Genomic DNA, 22,347 nt, shown 5'->3' on the forward strand with positions numbered 1-22,347 from the left:
AAACGAAGGAGGAAGATGCTGTGTACGCTGTTTTCGCCGTTGGACTTTTGCTTGGGGTGCTGCTGTTCAGCTTTATCTTGATTCCGGCGGGAAAGAGCGCGCCCCTCGTAACTGTCGCGGTGTCTGTTGTCATTGTTTTGTATGGCTTGCTGGTCGTGCGGGGATTTGCAGCCATGGGGTATATTTTTCTTGCGGCCGGCTTTCTTTTCACGGGAATCGCGGGATCTATGGTTCTGCCTCTTATCACCAAAAAAGGAAGCGGGCGGTATACAAAAGCGGACAAAACAGGCCTGATTGTGATACCGGCTGCGTTTATCCTGACATCCATTCTGTTTTTCCGCTAGGTGCTGCGGCGCGTTTACTTTTACTGCTCCTATTCAGGTCATGCTATCTTCTGTGAAGGAATCTCTATCATTTTATCGTATGCCTTCTTATGAAAGAGGCAGGGAGAGGAGAGATGTTGATGATATTTCATATCGTGGATGTGTTTGCCGAAAACAAGTACCAGGGCAATCAATTGGCGGTGTTTCAGCCGGATGCCGACATAAGTCAGGGAGAGATGCAGCAGATTGCTAAAGAAATGAATTTCTCCGAAACGACATTCATCATGTCGGGACGGTGCGGGAATGGCGGCTATGATGTGAAAATTTTCACTCCGGATGCAGAAATTCCGTTTGCCGGCCACCCGTCGCTTGGCACGGCGTATGTGATCCGCCGGTTTATCGAAGACCATTCTACCGATCAGGTGCTGCTCAATCTCAACGTCGGACAGGTGCCGGTTGTTTTTGAAGGAGACCGGGGCTGGATGACGCAGAACGAGCCGGCGTTTCATGACGTGCTGGATGCCGCCCGCCTCGCCGATACCCTGCAGATCAGTCAAGCGGATATCGAGGCAGGGTATCCGGTGCAGCCGGTATCAACGGGACTGCCGAGCATCATTGTACCGCTCGCCACCCGGGACGCCGTGGACCGCTGCCGCGTGGAGAACCGTTTGTATGATGACATTCTTGATGAAATCGGGGACGCGAACCTTCTCGTGTTTGCCCCGGAGCCGGTACACGCGGATAACGATCTGTACGTGCGGGTATTTATGTTCACTTCCGGACATCTCGAGGACCCCGCCACCGGCAGCGCCAACGGCAATCTCGCCGCCTGGCTGCTCCAACACAACTATTTCAAAAACACCAGCCTGAACTATAAAGTGGAACAAGGACTGTTTGTCGGACGTCCTTCCCTGCTGCACGTCGCCGCTCAAAAAGAAAGCTCCTTTTTCATCCAGGTAGGAGGTCATGTGTTTGTAACGGGGGAAGGGACATGGAAATAGTGAGGCTAATTGAATAGAATGAATGGTAATGGAAGAAAAACAAAGGCTGAACCAGTATCTGCGGTTTATATAGGTACTGGTTTAATTTTTTGAGGTCATGACGGAATGTTCACTATTCAAGTGAAGACTGGTGGGAAACGGGGGACGTGGTATTCTGAGAGGTTATTACGATGTCAGGGGACCAAGAGTTAATCGTCTTCTTTTTCCATTATCTCAAACGTTCCTTCCTCCGTTTCCCCGAGAAGAATAGATGCCTCTTCCTGGATGGCGAAAATGTCTGCCCCTTCTTCCAAATAGTTTGAAGCGAAATTTTCCTTTATCGACTGGTCAAATGGTAGTTTGTATTGGACATTTCCCACTTTTTCTTCTCTTGTATATGTCCCATCATTTTCAACGCCCTGCGATACATAGATAGAGCCGTTCACTCTCACCCAGGCTTGATAAGAACTGGATTCCCATTCTGAGGCGGTTCCGCTTCCCTCATCACTTTGAGAAGTGGTGGAGCAGCTTGTTAACAAGGCAAAAACAAACACTGAAAGAAATATAGCGTATTTCATCATGCGCCTCCTTTCTAGTCTGTTTATCTGATTATTACATAAATATTTCCACAATATCACCGTACCACAGTGCTGCCGGATTATCTATGGCTTCATCGGTTTGCTTTTTACAAGATAGGGAGCAGGATGTTTGGGGCGGGTGTTTTTTTCTGATAATTTTGGGGAAGAATCATCATGCAGCTTCCAAGATAGAAGGAGGTCGTGTCGTGAAGTATAACAAACTTGGAAACACCGGGTTGAAAGTGAGCGCACTGTCGTTTGGAACGATGACTTTTGGCGACGATTGGAACATAGGATTTGAAGATCAGAAACGGGCGGACGAGATGGTCGACATGTCCATCGATGCCGGCATTAACCTGTTTGATACCGCCGACGTGTACAGTTACGGCGTGTCGGAGGAGATGCTCGGCAAAGCAGTGAAAAACCGGCGCCAGGATCTGGTGATCGCCACAAAAGTGATGGGGGCGATGAGCGATGACGTGAACGACCGCGGACTGAGCCGTTTTCACATGATGAATTCGGTGGAAAACAGCCTCCGCCGGCTCGGTACCGACTACATCGATCTGTATCAGCTGCATGCGTTTGACGAAAATACGCCGCTTGAAGAAACGCTGCGGACGCTGGAGGACCTGGTGAATCAGGGCAAAGTCCGTTACATCGGTATGTCCAATCATGCCGCCTGGCAGATCGCCAAAGGACTCGGCATCTCCGACCGGAACGGCTGGCCCCGTTACGCATCCGCGCAGATGCATTACAGCCTGATCAACCGCGACATCGAGCATGAAGTCGTACCGCTTGCCGAGGAAGAAGGCATGGGCATTCTCGTCTGGAGCCCACTGAACGGCGGCTACCTGACCGGCAAATATAGAAAAAATGAAGACGACGACAGCCGCTTTGCTACCTCGGATCTGCAGGACTTCCCACCGATCCCGGACAAGAAGGTGGCTAATGAGATTGTCGATAACCTGACCGAAATCGGCAGCAATCACGGCGTCGGTCCGGCGGAAGTGGCGCTCGCCTGGCTCATGGAACGCCCGGCTGTATCGTCTGTCCTGATCGGATCGAGAAAGACCGAGCAGCTGAAAGCCAACCTGAAAGCAGCTGAAATCGAGCTGACCCAGGACGAATACGACCGCCTCACCGAAATCAGCGAACCACGCACCCCGTATCCGCAGTGGATGCTGAATATGATGTAAACCGAACGCAGGCTCCCGGCGCGCGCAGTGCCGGGGGCTTTCTTTGTGGACACATAGGGGTGGAAAATGTCCGGTAAATGAGGATTAGAGACACTGTGACAGGATTCTGCCGGCTGATCATGGTGAGAATGCCGACGGTTTTGGCGCGGAATTTGATACGGGAAGCGGCAATGTGTTTGAAGGGAGCACCTCATTCCCCAATGGAGTCTACGCGTTTTGACTACGCTATACTTAAGACATTTCATTCGGGAATCGGAACATTCGTTTTTTCACCATGATAATTTTCTTTTGTCCCAGACTCTTCTTTTTCCCTTTCGCAGCTGAACTTCCTCATTCAGCGTATTGTTTTATATTTGCTTCATCGACTGAATAATAGAGGAGGTTTATTTGGTGCGTTGGAAGAAAACCTACCCTCTTTCAAAAATATTTTCCATAATCGCTTTTCCTGTTGGAGTCTGGGCGAGGCCGCCTCTTGCTGTTTCCTTGTAATCGGAGGACATCGCATTTCCGATATCAAACATCGTTTTAACGACTTCATCGGCAGGGATTACACTTTTCATTCCAGCCCGTGCCATATCGGCGGCGGTTAAGGCGGTGACGGCGCCAAACCCGTTTCTTACAATACAGGGAACTTCGACCAGCCCTGCAACGGGATCGCATACCAGGCCGAGCATATTTTTGAGGGACATCCCGACGGCGTGGGACACTTCTCTGGGAGAGGCGCCATTTAATTCAGCGATGGCGCCGGAAGCCATGCCGACGGCGGAACCAATTTCAGCCTGACAACCGCCTTCTGCCCCGGAAACAAAGGAGTTGTTGGCTATCACATATCCTAATGCTCCGGCACAAAAAAGTCCGTGAACCATTTTCTCGTCCGGCCATTGATGTCTTTCCTGGGCGCTGACGAATACTCCTGGAATGACGCCGCACGATCCTGCGGTCGGGGTGGCCACAATCTTTCCCATAGAGGCATTTATTTCGGAAACGGCGAGGGCATACGTCATTGCTCTGGCAGAATGTTCGCCGGCAACGGGGTCATGAGAATCGGTGTAATGCATGACGCGCTGCGCATCTTTTCCGGTTAAGCCGTTTTTGGAGGTGGTATCCTCGGTCAAGCCTTTGTGGACGGCGTCTTTCATCACGCCGTAAAGGTCTTTCATTTGGGAAAACTCTTCCGTCTTACTGCGGCCCGTTTCAGCAGATTGCTCTTCTATCATTAGTTCGGCGATCGATTTATTTTCCTGCTCCCCCAGCGTTACCAATTCTTCAATGGTTTGAAATCTCATGAGAGGACCTCCTTCGTTATATCCATCTTTCGCACGCTTTCTGTCCCTGAAATGCGGCCAATTTTAGAAATTACCTCTTCCGGGAGATGATTATCTATTTCCATTACCATCATGGCTTCGCCGCTGCGTCCTTTCCGATCGACTTCCATGTGGCTGATATTGACCTGTTTATCCCACAACAGCCCGCTTATTTCAGCGACCATTCCCGGCCGGTCCCGATACGTAATCACTAAGGTTGGGTACAGCCCTGTAAAGGAAACGTCAAACCCGTTTATATTTACAATCTGCACATTTCCGCCGCCGATCGATGACCCTGTGACGTTCAGGTGCCGGCTGGCGGAGCTTAAACAGAGACGTGCTGTGTTGGGATGCAGACGAGACCCTGTCTCATTGGAAAAGGTCATGTTTATGCCTTTGTTTTTAGCAATATTCAGTGAATTTGGAATTCTTTCGTCATCGGTATCGTAATGAAGAAGACCGCCGGCTATCGCAATATCTGTTCCATGTCCTTGATACGTTTCTGCAAACGAACCGTAAAACGTAATGTCTGCTTTTTCCGGAAGCTCCCCTAATAATTGTCCGGCTATTCTTCCCAGACGTACGGCCCCGGCGGTATGAGAACTGGACGGACCAACCATCGCAGGACCAATGATAGAGAACACGTCTTTAAATTTCATGCCTTCACCTCACTTACGTATTATTGTATGTTTCATTCCCTGTACCGACAAGTCTCTTAAATGTCTTTAAATCATGGAGTAAACATTTTATTGTTGCGGCAGCGTTAGTTCTGGGAAAGAATAGAAATCCGGTATATTTGTCTTGGTCTTCCTTTTGACGCAGCTTTTTCTTCTCCGATGATTTCGATGAGGCCGGCATCCATCCATTTTACTAAAATCCGGTGCACACTTCTCAAGGTGATTCCTAATACGCCGGCCAGTTCATGGGCGGTATAATCAGTTTTTCCGAGGCGGTCGACCTGTGCCAGCAGTTTGTTCATGTAAACGGCAGACATGCCGGCGGAGCGTGCTTTTTCTATTAGTTCGGCGTTTTTAATCGTTAAGTCATACACGATAGGATGCGTCATTTCTACTGGTCCTATGACACTTTTATCTTCACGGACGATGAAACAAGTATTTCCGCCAAGCTCCTGAGATTGTCCCAGTGCCAGCCGGGCGTTTGTCCCGGCATTGGTGGCTGATCTTCCAAAACCAATGCCGATGCTTAACGATATACCAGCGGCTGTCTGGATATCTTTCAAAAGAGGCATAAACTTATAACCTCTTGTTTCCCGTTCAAAAACTCCGCGGGTAGTAAAGAACAAATACTCTTCGCCTACATCAATCAAATGTCCGTCTAGTTGTTTAACATAATCAAGCAGCATCCGCTGAATTTCTAATTTTAGTTTCTGGGCCTCATGCTCCAGTGGTCCGTAATCTGTGAAAGCATTGAGGTAATCTGCTTTTATCAGTCCGACCACAATTTGAGATTCTTTATTCCGCCTCGTTTCCGTAGCCAGCAGGGCCCGCTCCAATGCGATCATAATATCCTGGTGGGTGGGAATGACCCATTCGCTCGGGATGTTCCAACTCGTTAAATACCCGGCCACGGACTTAATACTCGTTAATGCCGCCGACGTGACACCCTGGTCGAATAAATGTTTATGAAACGCCGCTATATCCCACGGGGAAGTAGAGGAAACCCCGTGAAAGTCATAAATAGTAAACGTTGTATGTTCCAGGTCATACATACTTTCCTCCACGTATTCTTTGGAGATCATGTCAATGGAAAGGTTCTGCAGGCCGTATGCGTTCTTTACACGGGACAACGAACGGTAAATCCCTGTACTCAATGGAATAAAATGGGCGGAGGCATCAAGGTCTGTTTTGTTATTGGTTTGATGATACGTGTAATAGTCGGAAAAGAGCAGAATTTCGACCTGACTTCCTAATGCAGCGGCCGGTTCTACCGCTTCCTCCTCATTATCACAAGGTTTTAAATAAGGAGTGAACGACGGGAAATAACTTAACGCAGCCTGTACATGTTCAAGAATCGCTTCCGGGCCGATCACACCGATAGATACACTTTCCTGAGAAGGGTGGTGATGAAGAGACATAGGTTTCTCCTCCCATTCGCGGCAGATTATATATTTATTATAAACACACTTCGCGGCGCAGGCATATCTTTTGACGGTACTTTAAAGACATATTATAGACGTTGTCTTTTTTAAAAAGGGTGTTGTAGTATGAACGTATTGAAGAAATTATCAGGGAGAGGCCTGCATTATGAACCAAGAATAAAATTCGAAATATTAAGACAACTATTGCAGGAGTATCTCTGGAAGAAAGGAGAATGACATGAAAACTGCCGCGGAGCTTGAGTACAAATTAACACACCCTTCTAATGTTTTAGTTGATGCGGTTCGCCAGCTGGACGGGGATTTCATCATTTTAGGAGCAGGAGGGAAAATGGGGCCGAGTCTGGCTAAAACAGCGAAAAAAGCCATCGATGCAGCCGGGCTGGACAAAAGAGTGTATAGCGTCTCCCGGTTTTCCTCGGGAACGTTGCAGGAAGAATTAGAAGCCTATGGAGTCCATACCATCGCCGCCGATTTGTTGGATGATGACCAGCTTCAGCACCTGCCGGAAGTAAAAAATGTCATTTTTATGGCTGGGAAAAAATTCGGTACCACTGGAAACGAACATTTCACGTGGGTGATGAACTCCTATCTGCCGGGAAGGGTATCGGAGAAATTTAAAAATTCACGGATGGTTGTTTTTTCGACAGGCAATATTTATCCATTTATCCCTGTCAAACAGATGGGCGTCACAGAAGATGATCCCGTGGCTCCTGTCGGGGAATACGCGCAGTCCTGCCTCGGAAGAGAACGCGTTTTTGAACATTTCTCCCATAAATACAACATCCCGATGGTCCTTTTTCGGCTGACGTATGCGATAGATATGCGCTACGGGGTTCTGATGGAAATAGCGAAAGCCGTAAAAGAGCAAAAACCAATCAATGTAAACATGGGATTTACGAACTGCATTTGGCAGGGAGATGCCAATGACATTGCGATTCGTTCGCTGTTGATGGCAGATTCTCCGGCTGTACCATTAAATGTAAATGGACCGGAAGTTCTTTCTGTCCGCTGGGCGGCGAACCAATTTGCGGAAAAGTTCGATACCGCTCCTATTTTTGAAGGGGAGGAACAGGACAGTTCCTTTATCCGAAATGCGTCGAAAATGCATCAATTATTCGGCTATCCAAGCGTCACGCTGCGGGATATGATTGACTGGACGGCGGAATGGCTTGACGCCGACGCCGAAACATGGGACCAGCCGACCCACTTTCAAGTAAGAAATGGGGCGTTTTAAGTGACTGCACAGGAATTAGGACAAGAAAAAAAGAAGGCTTTGCATGAAGGGATCGTCATCCCCGCTCATCCGCTGGCGCTGAATGCCTCGTATCAGCTGAATGAAGCAAGGCAGCGTGCCTTAACCAGATATTATATAGCAGCAGGAGCGGGAGGCGTTGCGGTCGGTGTCCATTCTACCCAATTTGAAATCAGGGATTCCGGTATCAACCTCTTTGAACCAGTGCTCCGAATGGCGGCGGAAGAAGTGGATAGAGCCGAAGTATCTTCTCCCATAATAAAAGTGGCCGGCATATGCGGTCCCACGGAGCAGGCAGAGCAGGAAGCCCGCTTGGCCGTTGAGTTAGGCTATGATATTGGATTATTAAGCATGGGAGGCTTAGTGGATTATTCCGAAACGGATCTGTTAAAGCGGACAGAACAGGTGGCTGCTATCATGCCGGTGTTTGGGTTTTATTTGCAGCCGGCTGCAGGAGGGCGGTACTTCAGCTATTCTTTTTGGGAAAAATTTGCCCGAATTCCTAATGTCATCGCTATCAAAATTGCTCCGTTTAATCGGTATAAAACGATCGATGTCGTTAGAGCTGTCTGTCATTCTCCCCGGCGGGACGATATCGCTTTGTATACCGGGAATGACGATAATATCGTTGCCGATTTATTTACAACGTGGCAGTTTCAAGTGGATGGTGAACTCGTGACGAAACGGATGGCAGGCGGGCTTCTTGGACACTGGTCCTGCTGGACAAAAAAAGCGGTGGACTATTTTCATGAAATAAAGAGAGCGGTAAAAGAAGAGGAAGAGGTCATCCCAGCCGGGTTAATCCAGCGGAATATCGAAGTGACAGAAGCCAATGCTGCATTTTTTGATGCGGCCAACCAGTTCAAGGGGTGCATTCCAGGAATTCACGAGATCTTGCGAAGGCAGGGACTTCTGGAAGGAACCTGGTGCCTGAATCCGGAAAATACTCTGTCTCCCGGACAAAGCGAAGAAATCGACCGCATCTATCATGATTACCCCCACCTGCATGATGATGATTTTGTCCAGGAAAACCTGGCCAAATGGCTGGGGTAACGATGCTCCTATTGTATTGCGCACTTAACAAAGCGGAACCGGTAATCACCAGCGGTGGTGGTGGACACAGTCAGAAAAAACGGAATGCAGGAACACGGGAAATGATAAGAATTTGAAAAGAAGGGGGCAGCTTATGAAAAACAGGGAAAAAGTGCGATTTTTCTATTCCCCAGGCGATAGGGATTTCATTCGGGAAAACTGTACACGATACTGGCCGCACGAAGTGGAAGAAGTAATAGAACGAGCAGCCCTTGCCTGTGAAAATACCTTTGTATTCACGCACCGCTGGGATATGGAACGATGCGAAGAGCCGTATACGTTTAAAAATGGTATCGATTGGACGTTTCGTTTCCACGGGGACTTTGAGTGGACGGTGAACCTGAATCGTGCCAGGTTTATGGCGGAACTGGGGCAGGCTTACTGGCTGACCGGAGAGGAACGGTTTGCGGCTTCTTTCATCCGGCTCATGAACGATTGGATCCGGCAAAATCCGGTTACGGAAGAAGAAATCCATCAAAGCAGATCAAGACAATATAATGTGAAAGACACGTGGAGAAAGCTCGACAGCGGCATCCGTATCACGAATTGGATAAAAGGCTTCTTTTGTATTCAGGAATCAAAACAGTGGGGGGAGGCGGAACAGGAGGCGTTCGTCCGTGCCCTGGAGCTTCACGGCCTTTATTTGAGCATTGCTTATACGCCCCATGACAGGCAGAGTAACTGGGGGTTTCTCGAAACCAATGGCTTATTTCAAATCGCTTTGCTGTTTCCTGAAATAGAGGGAGCTCCCCAGTGGCTGCGATTGGCTGAAGAGCGGCTCGAGACCATGTGTGAACTGCAGGTGTTTGAGGATGGCATGCATAATGAACAAAGTCCCATGTACCATCATGAAGTACTTCATTGCCTGTTTGAACCGGTACTGCTGGCTGACATTCATCAACATCCCCTTCCCAAAAAAGTGAGGGATACGTTGAATACTATGTTTACGGCATCCTTGTCCTGGGTGAAGCCGGACGGCCGCCAGCCGATGATCAGCGACAGTGATCATACAGACATACGGGATGTCTTGACGCAAGGAGCTGTTCTGTACCAAAGAGGCGATTTGAAGAGCCGTGGCTATTCCGTGCTTGATTATGAAGGGATTTGGTATTTCGGAGAAGACGGCATGAGAAACTATCAAGAACTGACAAACATGGAACCAGCTTTTTGTTCCACTCATCTGAGTCAGTCCGGCTATTCCGTGATGAGAACGGACTGGTCTGATGATGCTCATTATCTGCTGTTTGACGGGGGGCACATGGATATTATCCGTGCCCACGGTCATGATGATTTTCTTCATTTCGATTTGACGGTATTTGGCACGGATTTTCTGATAGATACGGGCCGGTACACGTATATGGAAACGCCGGAGAGACGGTATTTCAAAGAATCATTTCAGCATAACACGACCAGTGTGGATGACTTTAGTATATCGGTCTATGAAAATTCCTGGAGCTGGGGAGATGCAGCACAGCCAACGAACGTGTATTGGAACACCAGCCAGGCGTTTGATTATGTGCAGGCCGGGCACAATGGCTACCGGCGGTTGGAAGATCCTGTGGATGTACTCCGGCAGATTTTATTCGTAAAACCTCACTACTGGATTATCGTCGATACCTTTTACTCCCAGGCGGAGCATGAATTCCAACAACATTTTCATTTTGACGAACACATCGCATTGGAAGCAGCATCTTCAGCCGTAAATGCACGGGCCGACAAAGAGGCGGCTTTAAATATCATTCCATTGGAAGAGGCCGTCACAGTGGAAGAGCAGGCATGCTGGATTTCAAAACATTATAATCAAAAGGCACCTTCGAGAAAACTCACTATGAAGCAAAAAGGAAAAGGGTTTACCAAATTTGTAACGGCTTTGGTGCCTTATAAACAAAACGAATCCCCTGACTTTTCTATTAACACAATCGAAACGTTCGACTCCCGGAATCGAAAGCAGTCTGAAAACGAAGCTACAGCGATAGAAGTGACAAGAGGCGGAGATGAAGCAGAAGTTATTGTGTTTTCTCACCAGGGACCGTTCAGCTTTCAATGTTCCGGTTCGCAGATGACAGGAGACGTGCTGCTCCTGAAAAGACAAGGGGATCAGGAACAGACGTGGGTCGTGAAAGTCTAGGGAATGGGTCTTGATTTCAATATGAAATCAAGACCCATACTCTTAGATAAAGAAATAAATATCCGCCTGGGCTTTCTTCTGACAGATACTGTTCCCGGCAGCTCTGCCTGCTACGATCCGACGCGTTTGCGGTACTCAGAGGGGGTGAGGCCGACATGTTTTTTGAACGTCTTGGTGAAATGGGGATAGTCCTTGTAGCCGATCGAGTGGGCGATTTCATACGTTTTGCAGGAAGGGTCCTGCAGCAGTTTTTTCGCCTGTTCGATCCTCCGTTTTGTAAGGTACTGGATAAAGCTGATTCCCATTTCCGCTTTAAATTCTATGCTGAAATAGGCGGCGGACATATCAACGGTTTCCGCTGCTTCCTGAAGCGATAGGGTTTCTTCGGAATAATTGGTTTCGATATATTCCAAGGCGGATAAAATTTTGGGACGGCGGCCGATATTTCTCGTGTTTTTGATATGGGCCATCACCGCCCTGCAGATGCCGTCTAACGTTTCTTTCATTTTTTTCGTGTCATCCGGAATCCCGCCATCGAACGCCTCGATTTCTGCCAGTTCCCTTTTCTTTCTTTCCAGCTCCCCTTTCATGTAAACGATAAGATCCAAATACATGTTTTGGAGTACGCTCGGATCGCCCTGTTTTTCTGTTAATTGGCTGTGCAGGTCATGCACCAGTTGGAACACCTGTTCTTCTTCGAGCAGCCATAGGTTCTGTACCAGGTCTTCGGCAGAGGAACGGAGCAGCGGCAGCCATTCGAATCGTTCTTTCGAAGCGGACTGATCGGCTTCGAGCTGTTGGTGGACTTTTGCCAGGGAGGAAAGAAATTGATCGGGCTTCAGCGGTTTCAATAGAAAATCGACAACGCCGTAGCGGATAGCGGTCTGGGCGTATTCAAATTCGTCATATCCGGAAATGATTAAAAATTTAGAACAGGCATTGGTTTCTTTTACTTTTTCGATAAACTTTAACCCGTTTAATTTGGGCATGCGGATATCTGTAATAATAAGGTCCGGGGTAAGCTGTTCATTTAACTGCAGGGCTTCGAGGCCGTCTTTTGCTTCTCCGACGATCTTAAACCCAGTTTCATTTGAATGCAGGAGAACGGAAATACTGGTTTTTATCATCTTTTCATCATCTACCGTTATGGCTGTAAACATATTATTCCTCCTTTTCACTTTGGACATGACCGGCATAGGGTAAAATGATTTCCACAGTGGTTCCCTTTTCATCCGACTGCGTGACCGTTAAACGGTACGGAGGACCGAAATTGCCATGTAAACGTTTGTGGACGTTGATCAGTCCGATTCGTTTTGTCGTTTTATTTCCATCGGACAGGTCGTGGTTATAATAAAATGCATCATTTAATTCATTCTTTGTTTCTGAAGGCATCCCCTTCCCCCGGTCGACAATCGAAAGCTTATAAAAATGAGATTCATGTTCTCCGTAGATACCAATAAATTCAGGATTTAACTCATGTTCTTCATACCCATGGACAAAGGAATTTTCAATAACCGGCTGTAAGGTGAGCCTCGGCATTAGAACGCGTCCGGCGGTTTCTTCCTCGCATTGGATGCTCACGGCCAGATCATCAAATCTTTCTTCCTGTATCTCCAGGTACGATTGAATCTGCCGCAGTTCTTCGGATAAGGTCACGATTTTCTTTGAATTACTCACGTTGTACCGGAACATATCCGCCAGCGATGTCGTCATTTTGCTGATCATGGGCTGGTTTTCTATGATGGCGTGGGAGTTGATGATTTCGAGGGTGTTGTAAAGAAAATGCGGGTTGATCTGCGACTGCATTGCCTGAAACTCCGATTCTCTGTTTTTAAGCTCCAGCTCTTTTTCTACGACTTTGGAATGCTTCACTTCCTGAATGAGGTGTCTTAGTTTCTCTGTCATTTGATAAAAACTGTCGTAAAGGTCGGAAACTTCGTCATCCCGGTAAAACGGCAGGGGTTTTCTCCTTTCAATCGCAAAGTTGCCTGACTCCACTTTTTTCATCAGCTTTTGGAGATTGGTCAATGAATGCGTTAGAAAAAAGGAAAAACCTCCGACAAACAACAGGGCTGCCCCGATTAATAATAAGCCGATCCACATCGTAGAACTCCGCAGGGTAATCAGGGAATCTATAATGCTTCCTAAAGGGACGCTTGCGACCATCGTCCAATTCGTCTGGGTCGAATGGTCGTAGACCCGCAGAGTGTTCAGGCTTTCATTGCGATTAATGAAAAAGTTGCTCTCGTGATAAGCAGATTTATGTGCATAGGAGAATGTCTTTCCCAACTCCTTCTCGTTGGGGTGATAAATGGTTTTATCCTGATCATTCACAATCCACACATCGTTGAAATGGCTGGACGTCACTTCGTTAACAATATCCGCAATTTTATCGAGACGGAGGTTGATGATCAACAACCCTGAGGTGTCATACGTGTTTTCATTAAATACTTTCCGTACGATGGTAAGCACCGGGGTTTCCTGAATGACAGTGACATCCAGCACTTGATAAGCTTCGAGTGTATTTACCTCACTCCAGAGTTTCCTGTTTCTATCCCTGATCTGCCCCATATTGAGATACCCGTCTGCTTTAATGTAATTATGAACCTGCATGCCCTGCTTATTAATCATGGAGATGCCGAAGATTTCAGAACGTCCATCGAGAATCCCTGCGAATGCGTCTTCCTGGATCCGCTTGGAGATGATGAAACGTTCATACCGGCTGGACTTTTCCTCCTTCAGATCCAGATACTTTTGTACCTGAGGTTTGGAAAGAAGGGGGACACTTGCCTGTTCCAAATCGTTCATATAAAAGTCCAGGTATTCATTGGTTTGTTTTAAAAGATCCTGGCTGTACCGGACCGCGTTGTTTTCGATGGAGGCTGTCGTTTTGTCATACCAGATCTGTCCAAATATCAAGAGCGGAATACAAACAAAAACAAGGATGACAAAAATCAGTTTAAAGTTAATGGATCCTATGCTGAAAGACATTGGGACGCCCCCCTTCCATAAAATGCAAACAATTAATTTCAGTCTATTTAAAAAAACACAAATTTTCAAATAAATATTCATTTTTTCTTTCCACACTTGGCTTTAAGATAAAAGATATAGAATTACAAAAAGGGGGAGAAATGATTGACGATGAAACATGTTTCCAGGTTGTTCATACTGATGACTGGAATGATTGTCCTTGTATTAGCAGGATGTTCCGGTACATCTGAAAATCAGGAAGAAGCGGGTTCGGACTCCGGATCTGAAGGGGATACAGAAACAATTACACTAGGGTATTATTCTTCAGGCAGTGCCGATGAAAAAATGAAAGATATTATTTCCCAATTCGAAGAAGAGCATCCTGACATCACCATTGAAACACAAAATTCACCCTATCAACAGTTTTTTCAGAAGCTGGATACCCAGATCGCGGGAGGCAACGCGCCGGATATCTGGCTGTCGGACGGTGTGTTTGTACAAAAGTACGCCGAGCGGGGCGCAGCTAAAGATTTAACAGAGTGGGTCCAAAACGATTTGCAGACAGACCAATATTACGGGCTGGAATTTAATCAGGGCCCGGAAGGAAAGTATTGGGCCGTTCCGCAAGGTATTCAAATTGGAGCACTCTTTTATAACAAAGATATGTTTGACAAAGCAGGGGTAGAATATCCGGATGACAGCTGGACCTGGGAGGATCTGAAAGAAGCCGGGGAGCAGCTGACGATAGATATGAATGGAAATACAGCGGAAAACGCAGAGTTTAGTGCCGATAACATCAATCAATACGGGCTGACGTTTTTCAACATTACAGAAGGCTGGATGCCGGTGTTGAAGTCTTACGGCGGCGGGGTGCTTGATGAAGATCTGCAGACTGCTGATATTGATACGCCGGAAAATCTGAAAGCGCTTGAATATATCACGGACGGCATGGAACGCGGCATCTTTACCGATCCATCCGATTTACAGGCTTTTCAAAGTCCGATGTCACCGTTTCCAAGTGAGACGGCCGCCATGCGGATCGGAATTTACGCGAGAACGCTTGCTGCGAATGAAACGGGAGTTAATTATGACGTAACGGTTCTGCCAAAAGGGCCGGATGGAGAGCGGTTCTCTCCGGTTATTGCCAACTCTTGGATCATTAACGAGGACACGTCCGATGCAAAAGCAGAGGCCGCCTGGGAATGGATTGAATACTGGGTGTCCGAAGATGATGTACAAAGACAGTGGGCGGAATTAGGGGAGGCAGTGCCGGTCAAAAAGTCGGTAGCAAACTCAGATATGTTTTTAAACTCCGGGGATAAGCCGGAGAACAAGCAGGCCTTTCTGGACAGTTTCGAATTTGCCGATACATTGGATGTAAACGCTGTCTGGTCGGAATGGGTGAATGAAATGACGGATAATCTGAATAAAACGTTTCTTGGCGAAGTGGAGGAAAAGGAAGCATTAGAGAGTGCGGATAAAGATGTGCAGCAGGTCCTGGACGATTTTTATGAAGATTGATCCTAGATTCATAAGATCAAGATAGAAAGTGTGATGCTTGTGAATACAGAAACGATAAAAACCAGGAGAAAAACGAAGAAGAAAGGGCCCGCATTAAGTCATGAAGGGAAATGGGGTCTCCTGATGGTTACCCCTTACCTTCTTCATTTTATCATTTTTATTTTATTCACGCTGCTTGCCTCTTTGTATTTTAGTTTTTCAAGTTATGACATGTTAAATCCTCCAGAATGGGTAGGACTGGAAAACTACAACAAATTGATTCAGGACCCTGTTTTTTGGCAGTCTTTAAAAAATACCATCTATTTTACCGTTTTATTCGTCCCGACTCAGACGATATTGGCGTTAATTTTGGCGGTGGCCTTAAATCAAAGTTTAAAGGGATTGAAGTTATTCCGAATTGCGCACTTTATTCCCGTTATTTCTTCCTGGACCGTGGTGTTGTATGTTGCGGATGCTATTTTCAACCCGCGTTTCGGCCTGGCAAACGATCTATTGGTAAAGATAGGCCTGCAGCCGCAGCAGTGGTTAAATGATGAGCAGCAGGTTATTCCGGTTTTGGTTGCCGTTGCGGTATGGAAAGGCGTCGGCTACATGATGGTCATTTATTTGGCAGGGTTGCAGAATGTACCTGAAGACCTTTATGAATCCGCTGAAATTGAAGGAGCCGGGGTGTTGAAGAAATTCAGGCATGTCACCATTCCCTTGATTTCAGGAACAACATTTCTTGTACTCGTCCTCAGTACCATTACAACCTTTCAGGCGTTTGAACAAGTTTATGTAATGACAGGAAACGGCGGCGATATTGCAAGTGCGGGAGGACCGGACAATGCAAGTATGGTCTTAATGCTGTATTTATTTCAGCAGGGGTTTTCATTCTTGAAAATGGGATATGCTTCCGCGATTGCCTGGGTCTTGTTTCTCATCTTATTTGTCATCACGATGATTCAGGTCAAACTGCAGAAGAAATGGGTGCATTATGAAAAATAGGTGGCTATGTTACACAGGGGGTGCTTTTCATGAAGAAGAATTTTCATAAAAACAAAAAAAAGATCGGCTATATCATCATTATTCTAAGTTCCCTGATTATGTTTACCCCTTTCATTACAGCAACGTTGAATTCGTTAAAGACATACGCCCAGTACACTGCTGTGCCGGTGGAATGGATCCCTGATCCGTTCCGCTGGGAAAACTATGCGGACGTCTGGCAGATGACGGATTTTGCCCTGTACGGATGGAACAGCCTGATTGTCACCGTGATGTCCGTGCTGGGAGCGATCCTGTCCTGTTCCATGGTGGCCTACGCTTTTGCGCGTCTGGAGTTCCCTTTTAAGAATATGTTATTTTTCATGGTACTTGGAACATTAATGATTCCTCCGGTTGTCATGATTATTCCGCAGTTTATTATCTTTCGCTATCTCGGATTTCTGGATACACTGGTGCCCTTATGGATATTGGAATGGCTGGCCCAGCCTTTTGGCGTTTTTCTCATGCGGCAGGCGTTTTTGGGAATACCGAAGGCGTATGAGGAAGCAGCCACGTTGGATGGGTGCACTCCATTTCAAACATACTGGAGAGTTTTTCTCCCTATGTGTAAGCCGCAATTAGCCACTCTCACTATTTTCACTTTCATGACAAAATGGAATGAAATTATGGCTCCGGTTATTTATTTGTCTTCCTCTGAAAAATACACGCTTCCTATTGGGGTATTGCAGATGTCAGGAGCATGGTTTGGAAAAGAACAATACCTTGTAGCCGCAGCAATAATGTCGCTCATCCCTGTTTTAATCGTCTTTTTATTAACCGAAAAATTCTTCATCAAAGGGGCAAGTTCTTCTGGATTGAAATAATAGGAGAAGGAGGGAGAACAGATGGCAGGAATTTTCTTAAATACGGTCTTGCTGGAGAAAAACCGCTGGACGCCCGGCAGGCCTTCTTCCATTCTTGTGAGTGAATGGCTCGGGGATTTTAAGAGAGATGGCTTTCATGGGGTGGAATTATGGGAAAACCATGCCCTGCAGGCACCGGAAACACAAGTCCGGCAGGTGATCGAATCCCCTCTGCCGATTGAGATCTATAATTCCTATATTAGTCTGGAAGATGGACATGAGAAAGAGTGGGAAGCTGCTGCGGCGATGATCAATAGACTCCGTGTAAAAAGAGTGAAATTCAATTTCGGCACGTCCGTTGCTCGGAAAGAAGAGTATATTCGAAACGTATTACACTTTAAAAGCTTGTTGCCGCAGGACTGTGAACTGTTGTGTGAGTGCCATCCTGGTACAATACTGGAGGATCCGGCAGAGGCGGAAAAAGTTTTCAGAGAGCTGGCATTGGAACAACTGGGAGCCATTATTCATCCTTTTCACGTAGATACAGATCCCGGATTATGGCTGCAGCATCTGGGTTCAGCCGTGACCCATGCTCATATCAGTTTGTTCGACGGCGGTACGTTCTTTCAGCTGAAAAAGCGGCCGGACTTTGTAAAAGAACGAATCCGCATCATGAAAGAGGAAGGCTTTGAGGGAACCTTATCGCTGGAATTCACAGAAGGAACCGCATCGGTGGAGGAAACCCCGGAGAAACTGTATCAACATGCGCTCGAGGATCTTGCTTTTTTACTTCATCATTATGCATGAAGGGCTGAAAGCGGGGAGGGGATGATACACATGGATGTTACTGTCGGCGTTATTGGAGCAGGAATCATTGCAGAAGAACATTTACAGGCCGTCGAAGCGGTGGAGGGACTGCATGCTTTGGCAGCAGCTGATATCGATGAACAAAAAGCGGAAAAACTTGCGGAAAGGTATAACACGAAGAGCTATACCGATTATCGGGACATGATTAAAACGGAAACGCCTGATATGGTGATTATCACCCTGCCTCATTATTTGCACAAAGAAGCGGCTGTTTTTTCAGCAGAGCAGGGGTGTCACATTTTACTGGAGAAACCAATGGCTTTGAACACGGCGGAATGTGGGGAAATTATACAATCCGTCAGGGAAAATCGCGTTCAATTGATGGTGGGTCATATTCAGCAATATTTTCAGGAAAATAGAACGGCAAAACAAATCGTGGAACAAGGAGAGCTTGGTTCGCTGGTGATGATCAATGAAACACGGCATTTACCTTATTTCACCAGGGAGCGCCCGCGCTGGTTTTTCGAATGGTCCAAAGCTGGCGGAGGCATTGTGATGAATCTGGGGGCTCATTGTATTGATAAAATCCAGTGGCTGCTTGATACCAAAGTGTCCCGGGTGATGGCAGCAATGACTTATAAAGGGGAAGAGCCAGGAGTGGCAGTGGATGTGGAGGGAAGCGGACTTTTATTCATTCACACGGAAAAAGGGATTCCAGCTTCCATTTCTTTGTCTGGATATGAGGTCGTCCCAAAACAGGTGACAGAGCTGATTTTTACAAATGGAATGATGAAAGTCGAAATCGGAAAAGGCGTTTGGGTGAGCAAAAGCGGAGTGTATGAAAAGGTTGCATCTACCAAGGAAATTTCGCCCTTTGTCAGGCAGTTAACGGATTTCGTTCGAGCTGTGAAAGGAGAGGGGACGGTAAAAAAGTCCGGGCCGCATGCTAAATCGATTATCGAGGTTCTGGAGGCGGGATACAAATCCCACGAGCAGGGGGAAATGGTTTCCTTACCGCCGGAAAGGAGAGAGGATCAGCCGTGAAGTGTTGGATTAAAGGAGATATTCAAGGTCTTCAATCAGGAATAGAAGAATGGGAGAAAACGTTTGACTTTTCCCTCTCAAAGGAAGGCATTCCTGTCACGGTGAAACAAGAAGATACAAGTAGTCTGCACGTGTCTTTGAAAGAAGGAGAAGGCGAAATTCGTTACAGCCGGAACATTCACTTTTTCCGGGCACTGGGCCTGTTTTTAGAACATGCTGAGAGGCGCAGCACGTTTCAGATAGAAGAACATCCTCAGTTTGAATCGAATGGCATCATGCTCGACTGTTCCCGGAATGCGGTGATGAAACCGGAGCAAGTCAGAAAACTGATCCGTCTAATGTCCATAATGGGCCTGAATAGGCTGATGCTTTACATGGAAGATACGTATGAAGTAAAAGACCGGCCGTATTTTGGTTATATGCGCGGGAGATACAGCCGTGAAGAGTTGAAGCAGCTGGATGAATATGCCTGCCGGTTCGGGGTGGAAGTGGTCCCGGCGATACAGACCCTGGCCCACTTAGCGACGTTCCTGCGCTGGGATGCTGCGGCAAATTTGAGGGATACCCAAGATATTCTGCTGGCCGGCTCCGGCGAAACGTATACGTTTATCGAACAGCTGATAGAGTCTGTCAGCTCCGCATTCCGCACATCCCGTATTCATCTTGGCATGGATGAGGCCCATTTTTTGGGGCGGGGGAACTATTATAAGAGGAACGGACCCAGACCAAGCTTTCAAATCATGAATGAGCATTTGCATGAAGTATTGAAGATAACGAGGGAAAAAGGGCTGCAGCCGATGATCTGGAGCGACATGTATTTCAGAATGGCATCCGTTAAAGGCCATTATTATGATGAAAATGTAAGCGTTCCACAGGACGTTATAGAGAATATGCCAAAGGATGTCCAATTTGTATATTGGGACTACTATCACGAAACGGAAGAGGTGTATAGAAGCTTTCTGCAAAAGCATAAAGCCTTTGGACGGCCGCCGCTGTTTGCAGGAGGATTGTGGACGTGGAATGGAATAGCTGTAAATTATAAAAAAGCATTTCAAACAACGGATGCTGCAATGGCAGCCTGCAAGAAGGAAGGGGTGGCCGAAGTATTCGCCACGCTCTGGGGGGATGACGGTCAGGAAACCGAGCCATTTACGAGTCTCGCAGGAATACAGTTGCTGGCAGAACACGGGTACGTCAGGGAATTGGAACAAAAGAAGGTGCAAGACCGGTTTCGTTTCTGCACAGGAGCTGACATGGAGGCATTTATGACGTTAGGAGAATTGGATCAACCTCCTGGAACGGCGAAAGAAATACAGCTCGAACCGGATAATCCTTCGAAGTTTCTGTTGTGGCAGGACCCCTTGATGGGATTATTTGATAAAGAGGTGGAGGAAAGGGGGCTTCCGCGTTTTTACGAGGATCTCGAAGCCGACTTGGAAAATATGAAAAAAAAGGCAGGGCCATGGGCTTTTCTATTTGATGTGCCCTCCCGGATCTGTTCGGTTCTCAGCTTGAAAGCTGAACTTGGTGTAAAGATAAAGCATGATTATGAAAAAAACGAGAAAGACCAATTACGAAAAATGGAACAGGATATCCTGCCGGAATTGAAACAACGCATCGAAACGTTGAGAAAGCGGCACTATGAACAATGGATGAAAATCCATAAACCATTTGGATGGGAAGTGCTTGATATTCGATATGGCGGCTTAATGGCGAGAATTGATACGACGCAGCGTAGATTGGCCGAATACTTGAATGGAAACGAGGCATCTCTGGAAGAACTGGAAGTCTCGCGGCTGCCGCATTCCTCCGGGAAGCAAAGCGGATATGTTAGAAATAACATATATAAGCAGATTGTCACCCCGAATGTATTTTAATTATTCGCTGCTCTGAAAGGGGGTGTTACATTAAATATTTAAATTTTCTTAATTTTAAGTATTTATTCTAAAAAGAAAGAGGGGGAAAGTATGGAGAAATGCAGAAGGAAGGTATGGATCACGTGGCTGTTGATTGTAACGCTGATGGTTGGCAGTGTTCCGGCACCGGGTTTGGCGGAAACGACATCCGGCAAAGACAAGGGGATGTGGGCATGGTTTCCGAATGAGGATATCAACACGGAAAAAGCGCGTCAGGACCTGGTTGAATTTTCAAAGGAAAAAGGCATTAATGTAATTTATCTCAATATTGGAGTACGGGAGGGTGTCCCACAGGTCCCACCGTTTCCTTACCGCCATATGCATCCCAAATTTGGTGTTGGAAACCAGGAAGGCACCCCTTATCTGCAATTGCATCCAGAACAATATCAAAAGTTTATTAAACTGGCTCACGAAAATGATATCGAAGTTATTGCATTGGATGGGGCATCCGAATGGGCCAAGAAGCAAAACCATAAAACGCCCATTAAACGTATAGTTCAGGTGGCCAAGTATAATAAATTTTCAAAAGAAGAGGAGCAGTTTGACGGAATACAACTGGACATTGAACCTTATTTACTGGACGAATGGGAAACAGAAGAGCGCAGCCAGCTCATCCAGGATTATTTAAATGGACTGAATAAATTGGATAAAATTGCAGCAGATCACCATATGGATTTTATGATCGCGATGCCATTTTGGTTTGATGGGGACGAATATGTAAGCGATTACAATAATGTAACCAAACCATTATCGGATCATACGATGGACATCGTAGACACGGTTGCGATTATGGCCTACCGCGATACAGCGGAGGGAAAGGATTCCAAGATGTATCATTCGGAACATGAACTGGAGTACGCAGACGAAAACGGAAAAACTGCTGTTATTGCAGTCGAAACACAAAATTTAGAAGGCATCGTGGAACCTTATTATGAAAAGGTTTCCTATTTTGAAGAAGGAGAAGCTTATATGAACGACAACCTGGAAATCGTAGATGCAGCCTATGCAGACCACCCTGGATACGGGGGGCAGGCCATCCACAAGTACCAGAGTTATCGGTCAATGAAGCCTTAGAATCCGGAAGAGGGTGGACAATATATAGGCTTCACCCTCTTATATTATTGATGCAGGTGGACAGGGTTGATGCCTTGTCCTTTCCTTTAATTGTAATGTAAACTTTTGATAGAATGATAACGTTACCATCTTACATAAGAGGATGACACATAAGTAAAATATAAAACTAAGCGCAATAACGAAACGTATAATTTTTTTCATCTCAATCTCTTTTTCC

General features: G+C 46.6%; 19 protein-coding genes. 13 read left to right on the plus strand and 6 right to left on the minus strand.

Annotation, left to right across the window (positions count from 1 at the left end):
* Nucleotides 1-20: 20 nt before the first annotated feature.
* Nucleotides 21-344 carry a hypothetical protein gene (locus BM124_RS08495; protein WP_093336794.1) on the plus strand — a complete coding sequence of 108 codons (324 nt, stop codon included), beginning with the start codon at nt 21-23 and terminating at the stop codon, nt 342-344.
* 119 nt (nt 345-463) lie between these two features.
* Entirely contained in the window at nt 464-1,324 is an 861-nt protein-coding gene (locus BM124_RS08500) for a PhzF family phenazine biosynthesis protein (protein WP_170841056.1), read from the plus strand.
* Nucleotides 1,325-1,512: 188 nt separating this feature from the next.
* Here BM124_RS08500 and BM124_RS08505 read toward each other — a convergent pair whose 3' ends face one another.
* Nucleotides 1,513-1,881, minus strand: a complete 369-nt coding sequence (locus BM124_RS08505; protein WP_093336798.1) for a hypothetical protein — start codon at nt 1,879-1,881, stop codon at nt 1,513-1,515.
* A gap of 206 nt (nt 1,882-2,087) precedes the next feature.
* Here BM124_RS08505 and BM124_RS08510 point away from each other — a divergent pair, with 206 nt between their 5' ends.
* Nucleotides 2,088-3,077 carry an aldo/keto reductase gene (locus BM124_RS08510; protein WP_093336800.1) on the plus strand — a complete coding sequence of 330 codons (990 nt, stop codon included), beginning with the start codon at nt 2,088-2,090 and terminating at the stop codon, nt 3,075-3,077.
* 407 nt (nt 3,078-3,484) lie between these two features.
* Here BM124_RS08510 and sdaAA read toward each other — a convergent pair whose 3' ends face one another.
* The 3 genes from sdaAA to BM124_RS08525 all read right to left on the minus strand — a co-directional run bounded on the left by sdaAA (nt 3,485) and on the right by BM124_RS08525 (nt 6,476).
* Nucleotides 3,485-4,363, minus strand: coding sequence for an L-serine ammonia-lyase, iron-sulfur-dependent, subunit alpha (gene sdaAA, locus BM124_RS08515; RefSeq protein WP_093336802.1), 879 nt, complete (start codon nt 4,361-4,363; stop codon nt 3,485-3,487).
* Nucleotides 4,360-5,040, minus strand: coding sequence for an L-serine ammonia-lyase, iron-sulfur-dependent subunit beta (gene sdaAB / locus BM124_RS08520; protein WP_093336804.1), 681 nt, complete (start codon nt 5,038-5,040; stop codon nt 4,360-4,362). Before sdaAB ends, sdaAA begins: the two co-directional genes overlap by 4 nt.
* A gap of 104 nt (nt 5,041-5,144) precedes the next feature.
* Entirely contained in the window at nt 5,145-6,476 is a 1,332-nt protein-coding gene (locus BM124_RS08525; protein WP_093336806.1) for a helix-turn-helix domain-containing protein, read from the minus strand.
* A 241-nt stretch (nt 6,477-6,717) separates the two neighbouring features.
* Between BM124_RS08525 and BM124_RS08530 the strand changes: the two genes are divergently transcribed.
* The 3 genes from BM124_RS08530 (at nt 6,718) to BM124_RS08540 (ending at nt 10,972) form a co-directional block, all read left to right on the plus strand.
* Nucleotides 6,718-7,734 (plus strand): NAD-dependent epimerase/dehydratase family protein, encoded by a 1,017-nt coding sequence (locus BM124_RS08530; RefSeq protein WP_093336808.1) that lies wholly within the window; start codon nt 6,718-6,720, stop codon nt 7,732-7,734.
* Nucleotides 7,735-8,805, plus strand: coding sequence for a dihydrodipicolinate synthase family protein (locus BM124_RS08535; RefSeq protein WP_093336809.1), 1,071 nt, complete (start codon nt 7,735-7,737; stop codon nt 8,803-8,805).
* Nucleotides 8,806-8,938: 133 nt separating this feature from the next.
* The gene (locus tag BM124_RS08540; RefSeq protein ID WP_093336811.1) at nt 8,939-10,972 is read left to right on the plus strand and encodes an alginate lyase family protein; all 2,034 of its coding nucleotides are present in this window, start codon (nt 8,939-8,941) and stop codon (nt 10,970-10,972) included.
* A gap of 110 nt (nt 10,973-11,082) precedes the next feature.
* On the opposite strand, the gene BM124_RS08545 is transcribed toward BM124_RS08540, so the two are convergent.
* Both BM124_RS08545 and BM124_RS08550 read right to left on the minus strand, forming a co-directional pair.
* Nucleotides 11,083-12,132: a response regulator transcription factor gene (locus BM124_RS08545; RefSeq protein WP_170841057.1), complete on the minus strand. Its 1,050-nt coding sequence runs from the start codon at nt 12,130-12,132 to the stop codon at nt 11,083-11,085.
* Between the two features lies 1 nt (nt 12,133).
* Nucleotides 12,134-13,963 carry a sensor histidine kinase gene (locus BM124_RS08550; RefSeq protein WP_170841058.1) on the minus strand — a complete coding sequence of 610 codons (1,830 nt, stop codon included), beginning with the start codon at nt 13,961-13,963 and terminating at the stop codon, nt 12,134-12,136.
* A gap of 150 nt (nt 13,964-14,113) precedes the next feature.
* On the opposite strand from BM124_RS08550, the gene BM124_RS08555 reads away from it, so the two are divergent.
* From BM124_RS08555 to BM124_RS08585, 7 genes are all read left to right on the plus strand, one after another.
* Entirely contained in the window at nt 14,114-15,463 is a 1,350-nt protein-coding gene (locus tag BM124_RS08555; protein WP_093336916.1) for an ABC transporter substrate-binding protein, read from the plus strand.
* A 33-nt stretch (nt 15,464-15,496) separates the two neighbouring features.
* Entirely contained in the window at nt 15,497-16,450 is a 954-nt protein-coding gene (locus tag BM124_RS08560; protein ID WP_212634950.1) for a carbohydrate ABC transporter permease, read from the plus strand.
* Between the two features lie 29 nt (nt 16,451-16,479).
* Entirely contained in the window at nt 16,480-17,310 is an 831-nt protein-coding gene (locus BM124_RS08565; protein WP_093336817.1) for a carbohydrate ABC transporter permease, read from the plus strand.
* A 21-nt stretch (nt 17,311-17,331) separates the two neighbouring features.
* Nucleotides 17,332-18,096, plus strand: a complete 765-nt coding sequence (locus tag BM124_RS08570) for a sugar phosphate isomerase/epimerase (protein ID WP_093336819.1) — start codon at nt 17,332-17,334, stop codon at nt 18,094-18,096.
* 30 nt (nt 18,097-18,126) lie between these two features.
* Nucleotides 18,127-19,140: a Gfo/Idh/MocA family protein gene (locus BM124_RS08575; RefSeq protein WP_093336821.1), complete on the plus strand. Its 1,014-nt coding sequence runs from the start codon at nt 18,127-18,129 to the stop codon at nt 19,138-19,140.
* Entirely contained in the window at nt 19,137-21,017 is a 1,881-nt protein-coding gene (locus BM124_RS08580; RefSeq protein ID WP_093336823.1) for a beta-N-acetylhexosaminidase, read from the plus strand. Before BM124_RS08575 ends, BM124_RS08580 begins: the two co-directional genes overlap by 4 nt.
* A gap of 90 nt (nt 21,018-21,107) precedes the next feature.
* The gene (locus BM124_RS08585; RefSeq protein ID WP_093336825.1) at nt 21,108-22,130 is read left to right on the plus strand and encodes an alpha-amylase family protein; all 1,023 of its coding nucleotides are present in this window, start codon (nt 21,108-21,110) and stop codon (nt 22,128-22,130) included.
* The last annotated feature ends 217 nt before the right edge of the window (nt 22,131-22,347 follow it).

Origin of the sequence: Salibacterium halotolerans (genome assembly GCF_900115625.1) — a bacterium.
Classification (GTDB): domain Bacteria; phylum Bacillota; class Bacilli; order Bacillales; family Marinococcaceae; genus Salibacterium; species Salibacterium halotolerans.